We start from the raw sequence: 12,296 nt of genomic DNA on the forward strand, positions 1-12,296 counted from the left end.
CACCGGATGAGCCTGCGCGGATTCGCCACCCTCAACATCTGGGCCGACGACGTGGCGGCGGCCACCGACTGGTACGCCCGGTTCCTGGGCCAGGAGGCCTACTTCTCGCGACCCGGCCCGGACGGGCGTCCCGCCTACACCGAGTTCCGCCTCGGCGACTACCAGGCGGAGCTGGGCATCATCGACCGCCGGTACGCGCCCCCGGGCGCGGCGAGCGGGCCTGGCGGGGCGGTCATGCACTGGCACGTCGACGACCTCGACGCCACCGTGGAACGGCTCCTGGCCCTGGGCGCCACCGAGTACCAACCGATCACGCCTCGCGGAGACACTGGTTTCGTGACGGCGTCGGTGGTGGACCCCTTCGGCAACGTGCTGGGCGTCATGACCAACCCGCACTACCTCGACATCCTCGCCTCACTCCGGGCGGCCTGAGCTCGGCGTCCCCGTTTCCGCCGCTCGATCCTGGTAGTCCTCATCCACCGCCTGCCGCACCAGGGCCGCCGCCCGCACGGTCTCGATTCCGCTGGCGATCAGCAGATCGTGGGCGGCCGCCCGGAACTCCCCCACCGCGACCAAACCCGAATAGCCGAGACGATGGATGTGCGGGCGGGTCGAGTCCCGGACGGCTCCCTGCGCCCGCCCGACCAGCTCGACGCCCGCCAGGATCTGGTCGCGGGTCTCCTGAGGCTCCCGACCGACCTGGACAGCTCGGCGCAGCGTTGGCATCGCGTCGGCCAGCAGGTCGATAGCCTGCGGAAACTCCTCGGGAATCGGCTCGTCGTCCTTCAGCGCGGTGGTCAGTCGCCGGCACAGTGAACGGCAACCGTGCAGGCTCCGCTCCAGGTGCCGGATCGCCGTGGTGTGGAAGGCCAAGGAGTCACGGTCGCGCCACCGCAGGGGCGCGAGCCGCGTCACCTCCTGGGCGGCGCTGAGCCCGTCGTTGAGAGCGGCCAGGCGGGGATCGAGCTCGCGCAACCCGCGCAGGCTCCGTTCGGCGTCCCCGAGATCGCGCTTACGTAGCGCCGTCGCCAGGTCATGCATGATGTCGGCTGCCGGCCCGACCACCGGCTCGGCCAGCCGCAGCAGCGTCCGCTGCGGATGGATGGGCACCAGGAGCAGACCGACCCCCAGCCCGACCAGCCCCCCGACCGCCGCGTCGACGAAGCGGGGGACGGACAGGTCCCGTAGCGGCGGCTCCAGGGTCGCGATCAGCACCGCCGTGCCGCCGGCCTGGGTGAGCAGCGAACCGCCCCCCTTGAGCAGGATGGCGACCGTTATCGCCAGCACGACGACCACACCGGTCTGCCAGAACCCGATGCCGAAGAACGGCATCAGCACGTCGCCGACGGCCAGCCCCAGGGTCACCCCGACCAGCAGCTCGATGGTGCGCCGCAGGCGCGACCCCATCGAGGCCGCCACGATGCCGACCGCCGTCGTCGGCGCCAGGACCGGGGACGGATTGTCCAAGAACTGGTACGCCACGAACCAGGCGATCGCGGCGGCGACGCCGGCCTGCACCGCGAGCAGACCGAACAGACGCAGCCGCCAGGCACGCGAGCGCAGCGCCCGTTGTGCCCACGCCCGCAGGCGGTCGAACCGGGCCTCCCGGTGGTCCGCCGGCTCGCCGACAGCCGCCGACTCCTGGTGGGCACACATCCGCGCCGCTTACCCGGAGCGCGCAAACCTATCCCGGCTGCGCCAATCGCTTGGGATCCATGCTTGTCGACGTCTGCTGTACTCGACACGAGGATTCCCTCGGCGAAGGAGGCACTGCCATGTCCACCTCCGAGTTCAGCCCCGACGCCCTCCGTACGCTGATCCGCGCCGGCGCTTGGGTCGGCCGTTCCGACACCGAGAAGGCCGCCGTACACCTGTTGACCTTCACCAAGTTCCCGGACCAACCCGGCTTCGCGGACCTGGTCGAGGTCGTGCAGATCCCCGAGTACGACGACGGCCACGACATCCAGGTGGCGGTGATCCGCGACTGGGCGGCGCTGCTCGCGCTACCGGCGGTCGAGCACCTGTCCGCCGACGACCAACGACTGCTCGCCCTGGCCGGCAGCCTCGCCACCGGGCAGCCGGTCGACCTGGCCGCCAACGCCGCCGTCAAGGGCCACGAGCACGCGGCGAAGGTCGCCGAGGCGATGGTGATCGCCGCCGGCTACCACCTGAAGTACGAGGTCAAGGCAACCGCACGACTCACCACGAGGTTCGCCAAGGCCTGAGAGCGTTCGGGGCACCTTCACGAGTACGGCCGGCCGGGCAGCAGGTCGTCGTCGCATCCGCTCTGGGGTAGCCCGGACGCAGCGGCGATGGCCTCGACGGCCTCGTCCAGGCCGGTCGTCTCCGGCAGGACGAGTTCGTCAGGCCAGCCCAGGACGTCATGAGCGGCGTACCAGCCGCTCATGTGCTCGGCGGTGAACTCACTGGCCTGCGGGCGAGTGAGGTGCCGGCGCAGGGTCTCGGCCAGCGACACGTCGAGATAGCAGAACAGCGACCGGCCGCGGTGGTCGTCCCGCAGCGCGGTCAACATGCTTCGGTAGCGGCTGCTGTGCATGATGCCCTCCAGCACCACGTGATAGCCGTGGTCAAGCGCGAACCGAACGGTCTGCGCGATCAGCGCAGGCGCGATGCCGCCGGGCTTGTCCCGTTCGCGCAGCAGGATGCGGCGCAGGTAGTCCTGCTCGACCAGGGCGCAGCCCCGGCCGTGCCGGCGTCGTAGCTCGCGGGCGATGCTGCTCTTGCCGGAGCCGGAGTTGCCCCGGATGCAGACGAGGATCGTGTCCGGGCTGCCAGTGGGTTCAGCGAGCACGATGCCTCCTCGGCTTCAGTCGTTGCGGACACTGAGGTCGAGGGCGGCGACGGTCAGCTGGGTGAGGTCAGGAAGCTGGTCCTCGCCGAGGGTGACGCCGCGCAGGTTGTCCAGCGGCGTCTTGAGGCCCTGGAGCCGGCTGCCCCGCAGGTCGGTGCCGTCGAGCTGGCAGGAGTCCAATTCCAGTCCGGCGAGGTCACATGACCGCAGCGCGATGCGAGGTAGTCGGCAGGAGGACCACGCGCCGTTGGTGAGAGTGCAGTCGGTGAAGGCGACCGAGCCGGCGGCGGTGACGCGTTGGAAGGTGGCGTAGTCGAAGCGGCAGCCGTCGAACAGGACGTCCTTGAGGCGTACGTCGGTGAGCCTGGTGCCGGTGAACCGGGAGCCGGTAATGGCGCAGCGTTCGATGGTGATGCCGGTCAGGGTCGCGCCGGAGAAGTCGGTGCGGGTGATTTCGCAGCCGTAGAGGCTGCCGGCCTCCCAGGTGCTCTCGCTCAGGTCCACGCCGGTGATCAGGCTGCTGCGGATGCGGGCGTCCTCAAGGTGCGAGCCGTGCCACGCTGCGCCGTTGACGAGAGCCTCGGTGAGGCCGCCGGCGAGGTCCGCGGTGATGTCGAGGTCGTCCGGTTCGAGGTCCGGCAGCAGGACCTTCACGTCGCCGATCGTGGTGGTGCGCATGTGTCCTCAACCTGTGTAGGCGCGGGGTGGGCACGCCACCCCGCGCATTCCCGTGGTTGGGGCTACTTCTTCTTGTTCCAGTTGTCCCAGCCGGGTCGGCTGTCGAACTTACCCTTGTTAGCCCAGGCGGGGCGGTTGTCGAACTTCGCCGCGTCGATCGACGCTACTGACCGCTCAGGGTCGACGCCGAGGCGAGCGAGTTGCTCGGGTGCGGCGTTGACGAGGATCGCGAGAGCATTGGTCATGGTGCTACTCCTTGAGGGGTGAGGTGGTCCGCGGCGGCGCGAACGAGGGCCTGTCGGGTGGTCCGGCAGTAGGTCGTCTCTCGGGCGGTGAACGTCGCGTGCTCGAAGTAGCGGTTGCCGGCCTGGGCGCCACGGCAGAAGTCGTAGAAGGCGCAGTGGTCGGCACAGCCGTTGAGGGCCGTAATGAACTCGGCGACGTAGCCCAGGTCGCCGGCGCCGGCAAGCATGGCGGAAATGGATTGCTGAAGGACGTTGCCGACGATGAAGTCGCCGTATCGCGGCTCGGTGATGCCGAGCAGTTCCGGTGACAGCAGCACCACCTGTCCATCCCAAGAGACGGTCGGGATCGGCTCGTACGGCTCGTGGTCGACGCGGCCAGCGCGGGTGGCGGCGAGATAGTCGGCCAGCCGGTCCACGTCGCGGATCCGGAGCGGGCTGCCGCCGACGCGACGTTCGATAAGGCCCTGCCAGAACCGGTACGCGGCGTCCTCCGACACCGGTGCCCGGTCAGCGCCCTCCTGCTCTTCGATGTTGAAGCCCACCGACTCGCAGCCGGGCAGGCCGGTGAAGAAGTCGATGAGGGCTTCCGCGTGGTCGATGGTTTCCGGGGTGACAACACAGATCACCGAATACCTCAGCCCTGCCTCGGCCAGGGTCTGTATGCCGCGCAGGGTTCGGGCGTCCGTCGGGTTGCCGGCCCGGTCGAGGCGGTTCCGGTTCAACGCGCCCGGTCCGTCGATACTGACCCCGACCTCGAACCCATGAGCGGCGAAAACTTCGCACCATTGCCTGTTGATCAACGTCGCGTTTGTTTGGATCTCGTGACGCACCATCCCCGCGCGGCGGAGCTCCTCGAATGGGTCTAGTAGATCCCGGAACAACCCGGTGGGTGTTGCGGTGGGTTCGCCCCCGTGCCACACGACGCTCACCGGATGGCCGCTGTTCTGCTGCGCGATCGACTCGGCGCAAGCCTGCGCGACTGCGCTGCTCATCAGGCGGAGGGATCTCCGGTCGGGCAGGTAGCAGTAGGTGCAGTCGAGGTTGCAAAAGCTCGTCGGCTGCACGACCAGGGTGTGGAAGCTGCCGGCGACCGCCGGCTGGCCGGTAGCGTTGATGAGGCCGATGCCGTTCACGAGGAGGCCTCTTCGATGCTGGCGGCCGTGGTGGTACTGACGCGGTAGGCGTGGGTGTGGCGGGCGGGCCAGCCGAGGAACCGGTCGAACATGTCGGCGGCGCTGCCTGTGACGCTCGGGTTGAGCCGATGCAGGTCGTCGATCGCGTCGTGCAGGCAGCCGGCCAGGTAGAGGAACAGGCTCACCGGCTCTTCCCGGTACTCGGCGAGGAGCGCGAGCTTCGCCGCGCCGCAGGGCCATGGCTGCCCGCACCGGCGGCACAGCCACAGCGGGCGCATCGGCAGATGTTCCACCTCGGCTGGCGCGAGCCCGTTCGCCGCCAGACGGCGCTGCTGCCCGGTCACCGGCGACCGCCCTCGCGGGCCTGCTGCTCGAACAGCCGACGCCACACGAAGGTGAGCAGCGGAGGATCAGCGCGCCGCACCTGACCCTGTGAGGACGTCCACCTGGGCTCGGGGCGCCGGGACTGGCTGGCTATCGCGTTACGCGATACGTACACCGTCATGCCTCCACCCCCGCCAGGATCGATGAGCGGCGGGCTCGCCGGGGGAATGGCGAGCCCGCCGCCGCATCACGGCGGCTGGGAGCAGGCCGCCGATCACCCACCCACGCAGCCCTCATGGCGGTACGCAGGCGGGGAGAACACCGAGACAGTTCGTTCCAGGACGGGCCGAGCCAGCGGCCCAAGCCGTGGTGTGGTGCGCCACTCATCGATCCCTCCATCTGCAGCTCCCTGTTAGTCATCCCCGACACCGGCATCGACACGCGCCGGTGATCTGGGGTGAACTGAACGTAGGGGCGGTCCGTACGGAGGACCGGGAAAATCCGTACCGGGTCCGGCGGTCTTCAGCGGGCAGGGTGATGGTGTGCGAGGGATGACGGAAGACATGACCACCGGCCAGCGCGTCGCCTTTTACCGGCGTCGACGAGGGCTCTCCCAGGAGGTGCTGGCCGGTTTGGTTGGCAAGACCCAGGAGTGGTTACGCAAGGTCGAGACGAACCGGGCTGACCTCGATCGGCTATCGGTCATACGCGCGATCGCCAAAGCCCTCGACGTGTCCCTCGGCGACCTGATCGATGCACCGAGCCTGTTCGAGTGGTCGGACGACTCAGGGCGCGAGACCATCCCGGCCTTGCGGGCCGCGCTTCACGACTATCGTCACCTCGCGCCGACGCTGGCCAGCACGGGGGACGTCGAGGCCCCCGCCCTCCGCGAGATCGAGAACGACGTCGCCGAGATCTGGACCGCCTACCAGCACTCGCGATACGGCACCCTCGCCCGCCGGCTGCCCTACCTCATCCACGACTGCCTCACCGCCACCGAGGCGTACGACGGAGACGATGGCCAGCGAGCGCACGCGATGACCGCCTACGCCCACCAGCTCGCCGCGTTGTTCCTCACCAAGCTCGGCGAAGGTGACCTCGCGTGGACCGCCGCCAGCCGGGGCTTGGCCGCCGCCAACGCCAGCCACGACCACGTCGTCATCGGCTCACTCAGCCGCTCCGCCGCGCACTCGCTCGCCTCCATCGGGGAGTACGCCCAAGCCCTGGGCCTCGCCGCCACGGCGGCGCGGTTCCTGGAACCCCGGCTCGTCAGGCCGACTCCGCAGCTGCTGTCGGTCTACGGCAGCCTGCACCTCGTCTGCGCGCTCGCCGCCGCCCGAGACGACGACCGCGCCTCCGCCGACACCCATATCAACGAAGCCGATACCGCCGCACAGCGGCTCGGCGCCGACGGCAACCACGTGTGGACCGCGTTCGGGCCGACCAACGTATCGATCCACAAGACGACCGTGGCGATGGAACTCGGCGATGTGCAACGCGCCATCGCCATCGGCGCCCCACTCGACACCAGCACCGTGCCCGTCGAGCGGCAGGTTCGCCACGCCATCGAAACCGCCCGAGCCCTCGCCCGGTGGAACCGCATCGACGACGCGCTCGCCGCGCTCCTAGACGCCGAGACCCTCGGGCCCGACCAGGTGCGCTACCACCAGCTCTCCCGCGACCTCGTCCGAGACATCCTCACCCGCCCCCGGCCACCACGACTGGCCGTCGAACTCAGCGACCGAATGGGCGTCCGGACGGGAGGCCCCCGCTGGTAGCTGGGCTCAGATCAACCGGCTCGTGTAGCCAGCCGCCACCAGGCGCTCGAAGGCCGCCCGCACCTCGTCCGGCATCTCCTGGGGGATAGCGAACCCGCGCTCGGCGTACACCTCGATCCGCTGCGTGTCGCCCACCAGCATGTCCACCACCCGCCGCGGGTCGCCGATGCTGCGCACGTAGTCGTCCAGCTCGAGCGGGTTTGAGGCGCACACCACATCGACCTCCGGCCAGATCAGCCTGCAGGTGGCGTAGGCCCGACGCTGTTGGTAGGGCCGCGACATGATCAGCACCGACTTCACCGGGATCTGGCGTTCGGCCAGGAGCGCACGGGAGAATTCGAGGTTCTCGGCGGTGTTCGTGGCACGCGGCTCCACGAGAACCGCCTCCGGGGGCACACCCTGCTCGACGGCGTACTCGCGGTAGTGCACCGCCTCTCCACGCGGGAACCTTTCGACCGTGGTCGGGGCGTTCGCACCGGTGAAAACAATCCATGGGAACAGGCCTGCTTGAAACAGGCGCGATGCGACCACTGCAACGCCGAGGTCATGGCTGCCCAGCCCGATGCCCACGTCGCACGGGCGTAGCTCGTGGTGCATGTCGTGGTATCGCCACAGCGTCGCCACGTGAGCACGGACTTCGTCTGAGAGCACGTGAGTCGGCACTTCGGTCTGCCGTTCCATCAGCGCCCGCCAGGTAGGGCGAGCGCTGGAGTTTGGTTCACGCCCCGTTTACTCATGATGTCAGCGTAGGGCAGGCCGGGCGACGCAGATCAGCTACAGCACGTCTGTCCAGCGGGGGGCATTCAGGTAGGGCCGACACCATCAGCGCCATCGGCAGCCGCTCCCTCCGTCGGTGCCCGCTCGCGTACCTGAACCCACAACGCCATCTCGCCAGCCTCGCGGACGGCCGCACCGCGCACGGAGCGAGCCCACGCGATCTGCGGCAGATGAGCGCCTCGGTAGGGCGAGGCGCTTGTAGTTTCGCGACCCGGACTGGTGTTTTCAGCTCCGATCCGAACGACGCCAACTTCGCAGCGCTTCCCGCTCTGTCCGGCACGCTGCGACGTCCGCGTGCAACTTGCTGGTCCAGCTGTGTCCGCCGCGAGTCGCCGTTACGCGGATCTCGACCTGATCGAGGGTAGGCATACCAGCATCGCTCTCCGCGAACTCCACCCGCCAATGTGCCCGGTCGCCGACATCCAGCCCGGCCGGCTTGACCCCTTCGTACGCATGCACCGCAGTGAACCGCGGCTCCCCCGGCTCGACTCCGTTGATGCCGGGGGTGAACGAGACGCCATCGGTTAGCAGATCGACTCGCAGCTCATCAAGTGGGCCAGCTGGCGACGCTGCGACGCCAATCATCAGCCTGTGCCAACCATGGTGGCCGGTCTCATCACCGTTAGGGTTCTCCACCTCAGCAGTGAACTGCGGCGCTTGCTGCTGCTGGAGCAGCTTCGCAGCCGTCGCTGCTGACTCTGCCGAGGCCACATACGAACGCCACGCGAACAGTGCAGCGGCGGCCGCGATCGCTGCGGCCACCCATTCAGGAGCATTTCCCCAGTCAGGCATGACCAACATCGTAGCGACTGACTACGATAGGAGAGTTCGTCAGAACCCCAGCCTCGCGCAGCATCAGATGGGACGTATGCGAACAACTGCACGCAAAAAAATGCCAGCCGCACGAGCTTGCAGCAGTCGACCAGAGAAGATGTCAGACCTGCCCCGTAAAGTAGCCGGGTGGCGAGCAACCATCTATTCAACGGCCGCGAATTAGCGGCAGACCTGGGCACCAACCTCAAGCAGGTCATGGACGCCCTGAACGCCTGGAACGATGACGACTTCCTGGCGCGCACCGACGCCGACCTCATCACCGAGCTCGTCGCCGTCGGCGCCGTCGAATGCCCGGCGCTGCATCCGGACGAGTGGTACATGGACGAGAGGCCCACCGAGGCTGAGCGCTCGGTGGTCAATATGTTCGGAGAGCGCGTACGCGAACGAGTCGTTCAGTACACAGTCCGGATCCCCTTCAGCGGCCACCCGGCTCCGTTCACGATGAAAGCAAGTCAGTACTTCATTGCGCCGATAGAGGCTAAGGTCGACGAGAAGGCCAGCGAGCTGGTGATCGTCTGGGAGGGAACCCGCCCCGATCCGGAGGCAGTCAGACAGTGGTTTCGCACACGAATCGATCGCATCGAGAAGGGTCTGGGCTTCGCTCGCACTGACATCAACGCCCATAACAGCAACCTACTTAACCAGATGCCGCAATGGGTGGCCCAACGCCGCGCACGACTGCTCGCGGCGCGGCAAGTCCATGCCAGTATCGGCATTCCGATCCGGCGGCGGGCTGACGCCAACGTCTACGCACTGCCGGTACAGCGGCGTCGCCTCGTCACCCGCACGACGCAGTCGAGCCGGGCCCAGGCTAATCCCTTTGAGCCCGAGCCGGCCCTTGAAAAAGCAAGCTACGAAGATGCACTCGCGGTCCTGCGTAACGCGCGTAACGCGTTCGAGCGCAGTCCATCGCTGACCGAAAAGCTCGGCGAAGAACTCATCCGTGATCTGCTGCTGATCCTCTTGAACGCTCAATTCGAGGGCAGAGCTGGCGGCGAACTATTTAACTGCGGCGGCAAGACCGACATCCTTATCCGCGAGAAGGACGCCAACGTGTTCATCGGGGAGTGCAAGATCTTCGGACCCAAGGACGGCGCCACCAAGATTACGGACACGATCGATCAACTCTTGGGCTACCTGACCTGGCGCGACACCAAGGCCGCGTTGTTGCTGTTCATCCGGGACCGCGACGTCACCAGCGTGATCGGCAAGGCCGTCGCGGCGTTCGAGGCGCATCCGAACTTCAAGCGGCGTGGCTCGACCGCCTCGGACGAGCGGTACGACTTCGTGGTCCACGCGAACGGTGACCCTGCCCGCGAGATGCACATCGCGTTCCTGCCGTTTCTAGTCGGCGGTGCTCGGTAGCTGAGCAGCCTGTTGCGTTAATCGCCCGAGCGCTCGTCGGCCACGTTTGTCGCCCCAGCGAACGGACTCAATTCGGGCAGGGGCAGTTGCTTCATATGGCCGACGTTGCCCCTCAGGGCGCCGAATGCATTGCGGCTCCTACACCCCTTACTGCGGCCCGGCTACCGCGTTCTGCCCTAGATCGCCGGACCTCGGCTCCGAGCCCATTCGGGATTCGCCCCCCGAACCGATCAAGAACCGCCGACTGCCGCAGCCCCCGACCACCCGACCATCGTGCGCAGCAGCCACGGAGCGGTGTCCTAGAGCAGCCCGCCGCATCCCACCGTTACCGCCCCCGATGCTCCTGACCACCCGCCACGGCCGGACACGAAAAAGGCCCCGACCCAGTGTGAACCACCAGGTCAGGGCCTATCTCGTTGGTGCGCCGCCAGGGACTCGAACCCCGAACCCGCGGATTAAGAGTCCGCTGCTCTGCCAGTTGAGCTAGCGGCGCTCGCTGACAACGACGAGCACGCTAACACGTCCGCGACCCGACCTCGGAACCCCTCCCCGGCCCGCGTTCAGTGCGCCGGATTGGGCGTGTGCGGCAGTTTGCCGAGTTGCTTCCAGTTCGTCTCGGCGACGTCCACGCCGTAGTGCTTGGCGGCGGCGAGGATGTTCTGGAAGGCCAGGTCGCGGTCCGCGTCGGTGACGCCCTGCACCTGGTCGAAGCGGGCGATGGCGTTGCGGACGTGGCTGGCGTCGGTCATCGGCTCCTTGCGCTTGCCGGGGAAGGCGAAGACGGTCTCCGGCAGCTCGCGCTTGTCCTTGTCGGTCAGGCCGCCGTGCTTCTCGTGGGGCTTCCAGGTCGACTTCATCGCCCACCATTACCCATTTTTCGTCCAGACGTACGCCCGGACCGGCTTGATTAAGGGTGTTTAAAGACCCTGTCCGGCACGCGCGGCGAATGCCTACCATACGGCGGCCGTGACCGTTCGGGTCAGCCTGTCGTGTGTTCGTTGGGAGTGACCCGTGTCGTACGAAGGCCCGCCGCCGTCCCGTCATCGTCCCCCGGGGTGGGCCACCCACAAGAGACTGAGCGTCGCCGCGGGCGCGGCCGTCGTGCTCGTCGTCGCGGCCGGCGCCGTGTACCTGGGCAACGGCGCCGCGCAGTCCGAGCCGTCAAACGCGGCCAACGCCGCCGAGTACCCGTCGCCGTCGGCCGGGCAGCCGGAGTCGTCCGGAACGGCGGTGTCGGCCCCGGCGACACCTTCGGTCTCCGCGACTCCGTCGACCGGCGCGACGCCGTCGGCCGCTGCCGCACCGAAGGTTCCCACCACCGGCTGGGTTCCGATCGACCGGGCGGCCTGGAAGGCGCAGGCCGACGCGTACCAGGCGTTGAAGATCGACCCCGCCCCGGCCGGTGTCGGCGACCTGCCGGAGTTCCGGGCGGACTGCCAGTACAGCCACCGACTGCCGGACGACCCGATCGTCGCCCCCGGCCTCCCGGGCGCGTCACACATGCACTCCTTCGTCGGCAACAAGGCCGTCGACGCGAACACCGTCGCCGGAGACCTGACGAAGTTCACGGCCACGTCCTGCAAGCCGATCCAGGATCACTCCGCGTACTGGGTGCCCACGCTCTACGACAACGCGACCGGTAAGCCGGTCGAGACCACCGGCTTCCGGGTCTACTACCGCTCGCTCGCGAAGAACTCGACCGGCCAGATGCCCATGCCCAACGGCCTGCGCATGATCTCCGGGGATGCCAAGAAGAAGCAGCCGACACCGCGCGGCGCGACCGGCCAGTTCTACTGCGCCTTCTACGGTCCCGGCGACCTCGACGGCGTCGCCCGCAGCACCAACGGCAACTGGCCGATCTGCGGCGGGACCGCCACGCTGCACTTCATGCTGCAGTTCCCGGACTGCTGGGACGGCAAGCACCTGGACAGCCCCAACCACAAGGACCATGTGGCGTACGGCAGCGGCGGTACCTGCCCGCCCGGCCACCCGGTTCGGATCCCGGCGATCACCTTCGACATCCAGTACCCGGCCAAGGGCACCCCGGCGGGCTACTACCTCTCCTCCGACAAGGCGGGCAAGAGCGCCTCGTCGATGCACGGCGACGCGTTCGTGGTGTGGGACGTCAACACCATGAACAAGCGCACCAAGAACTGCGTCCTGGGGCGCCGGACCTGCGACAACTACGGCTACCAGAAGTAGTCGGGGCCGGACCGGAGAACGGCCCGGCCCCGACTGACGATCGCCTAGGGCCAGTTTCATAAGGGCGGTCGAGCCGAGGCGGAGTCCGGGCGGCGATCCGGCAAGGCGCGGTTTCGTCCGGATACCGGTGTTGTATCCGGACGAAACC

At 68.1% G+C, this 12,296-nt stretch carries 15 protein-coding genes and 1 tRNA gene; 5 read left to right on the plus strand and 11 right to left on the minus strand.

Annotated features, from left to right (window positions below; genetic code table 11):
- Positions 1-6 precede the first annotated feature (6 nt).
- Positions 7-432 (plus strand): VOC family protein, encoded by a 426-nt coding sequence (locus tag AB0J36_RS29325; RefSeq protein ID WP_357127512.1) that lies wholly within the window; start codon positions 7-9, stop codon positions 430-432.
- Here the strand turns inward: AB0J36_RS29325 and AB0J36_RS29330 are convergent.
- Positions 415-1,656, minus strand: a complete 1,242-nt coding sequence (locus AB0J36_RS29330) for an FUSC family protein (protein WP_357173129.1) — start codon at positions 1,654-1,656, stop codon at positions 415-417. The genes AB0J36_RS29325 and AB0J36_RS29330 overlap by 18 nt on opposite strands.
- A 119-nt stretch (positions 1,657-1,775) precedes the next feature.
- Between AB0J36_RS29330 and AB0J36_RS29335 the strand changes: the two genes are divergently transcribed.
- Entirely contained in the window at positions 1,776-2,225 is a 450-nt protein-coding gene (locus AB0J36_RS29335) for a hypothetical protein (RefSeq protein ID WP_357127517.1), read from the plus strand.
- A gap of 17 nt (positions 2,226-2,242) precedes the next feature.
- Here the strand turns inward: AB0J36_RS29335 and AB0J36_RS29340 are convergent, their stop codons facing one another.
- The 6 genes from AB0J36_RS29340 to amcA (AB0J36_RS29365) all read right to left on the minus strand — a co-directional run bounded on the left by AB0J36_RS29340 (position 2,243) and on the right by amcA (AB0J36_RS29365) (position 5,373).
- Complete coding sequence (locus tag AB0J36_RS29340) at positions 2,243-2,812, minus strand: kinase (protein WP_357127520.1); 570 nt, start codon at positions 2,810-2,812, stop codon at positions 2,243-2,245.
- A 15-nt stretch (positions 2,813-2,827) separates the two neighbouring features.
- Positions 2,828-3,490: a pentapeptide repeat-containing protein gene (locus tag AB0J36_RS29345; RefSeq protein ID WP_357127523.1), complete on the minus strand. Its 663-nt coding sequence runs from the start codon at positions 3,488-3,490 to the stop codon at positions 2,828-2,830.
- Positions 3,491-3,552: 62 nt separating this feature from the next.
- Positions 3,553-3,735 (minus strand): multiple cyclophane-containing RiPP AmcA, encoded by a 183-nt coding sequence (gene amcA, locus AB0J36_RS29350; protein ID WP_357127526.1) that lies wholly within the window; start codon positions 3,733-3,735, stop codon positions 3,553-3,555.
- A complete protein-coding gene (amcB, locus tag AB0J36_RS29355; protein ID WP_357394082.1) occupies positions 3,732-4,868 on the minus strand; it encodes a cyclophane-forming radical SAM peptide maturase AmcB in 1,137 nt (378 codons plus the stop codon). The genes amcA (AB0J36_RS29350) and amcB overlap by 4 nt, the downstream gene beginning before the upstream one ends.
- The gene (locus AB0J36_RS29360; RefSeq protein ID WP_357127532.1) at positions 4,865-5,212 is read right to left on the minus strand and encodes a hypothetical protein; all 348 of its coding nucleotides are present in this window, start codon (positions 5,210-5,212) and stop codon (positions 4,865-4,867) included. The genes amcB and AB0J36_RS29360 overlap by 4 nt, the downstream gene beginning before the upstream one ends.
- Positions 5,209-5,373 (minus strand): multiple cyclophane-containing RiPP AmcA, encoded by a 165-nt coding sequence (gene amcA, locus AB0J36_RS29365; RefSeq protein WP_196921378.1) that lies wholly within the window; start codon positions 5,371-5,373, stop codon positions 5,209-5,211. The genes AB0J36_RS29360 and amcA (AB0J36_RS29365) overlap by 4 nt, the downstream gene beginning before the upstream one ends.
- Positions 5,374-5,743: 370 nt before the next feature.
- Between amcA (AB0J36_RS29365) and AB0J36_RS29370 the strand changes: the two genes are divergently transcribed.
- Positions 5,744-6,970 carry a helix-turn-helix transcriptional regulator gene (locus AB0J36_RS29370; RefSeq protein ID WP_363661407.1) on the plus strand — a complete coding sequence of 409 codons (1,227 nt, stop codon included), beginning with the start codon at positions 5,744-5,746 and terminating at the stop codon, positions 6,968-6,970.
- 6 nt (positions 6,971-6,976) lie between these two features.
- Here the strand turns inward: AB0J36_RS29370 and AB0J36_RS29375 are convergent, their stop codons facing one another.
- Both AB0J36_RS29375 and AB0J36_RS29380 read right to left on the minus strand, forming a co-directional pair.
- On the minus strand, positions 6,977-7,651 hold the full coding sequence (locus AB0J36_RS29375) for a YdcF family protein (protein WP_357127539.1): 675 nt from the start codon (positions 7,649-7,651) through the stop codon (positions 6,977-6,979).
- A gap of 321 nt (positions 7,652-7,972) precedes the next feature.
- Positions 7,973-8,539 carry a hypothetical protein gene (locus tag AB0J36_RS29380; protein ID WP_357173121.1) on the minus strand — a complete coding sequence of 189 codons (567 nt, stop codon included), beginning with the start codon at positions 8,537-8,539 and terminating at the stop codon, positions 7,973-7,975.
- 168 nt (positions 8,540-8,707) lie between these two features.
- Here AB0J36_RS29380 and AB0J36_RS29385 point away from each other — a divergent pair, with 168 nt between their 5' ends.
- A complete protein-coding gene (locus tag AB0J36_RS29385; RefSeq protein ID WP_363661408.1) occupies positions 8,708-9,946 on the plus strand; it encodes a hypothetical protein in 1,239 nt (412 codons plus the stop codon).
- A gap of 417 nt (positions 9,947-10,363) precedes the next feature.
- Here AB0J36_RS29385 and AB0J36_RS29390 read toward each other — a convergent pair.
- A tRNA-Lys gene (locus tag AB0J36_RS29390) sits at positions 10,364-10,439 on the minus strand.
- A 67-nt stretch (positions 10,440-10,506) separates the two neighbouring features.
- Complete coding sequence (locus tag AB0J36_RS29395; protein ID WP_357173115.1) at positions 10,507-10,803, minus strand: DUF6582 domain-containing protein; 297 nt, start codon at positions 10,801-10,803, stop codon at positions 10,507-10,509.
- 154 nt (positions 10,804-10,957) lie between these two features.
- Between AB0J36_RS29395 and AB0J36_RS29400 the strand changes: the two genes are divergently transcribed.
- Entirely contained in the window at positions 10,958-12,148 is a 1,191-nt protein-coding gene (locus AB0J36_RS29400) for a DUF1996 domain-containing protein (RefSeq protein WP_363661409.1), read from the plus strand.
- The last annotated feature ends 148 nt before the right edge of the window (positions 12,149-12,296 follow it).

It is taken from the genome of Micromonospora sp. NPDC049662, from assembly GCF_040675055.1.
In the GTDB taxonomy this organism is placed as follows: Bacteria; Actinomycetota; Actinomycetes; order Mycobacteriales; family Micromonosporaceae; genus Micromonospora.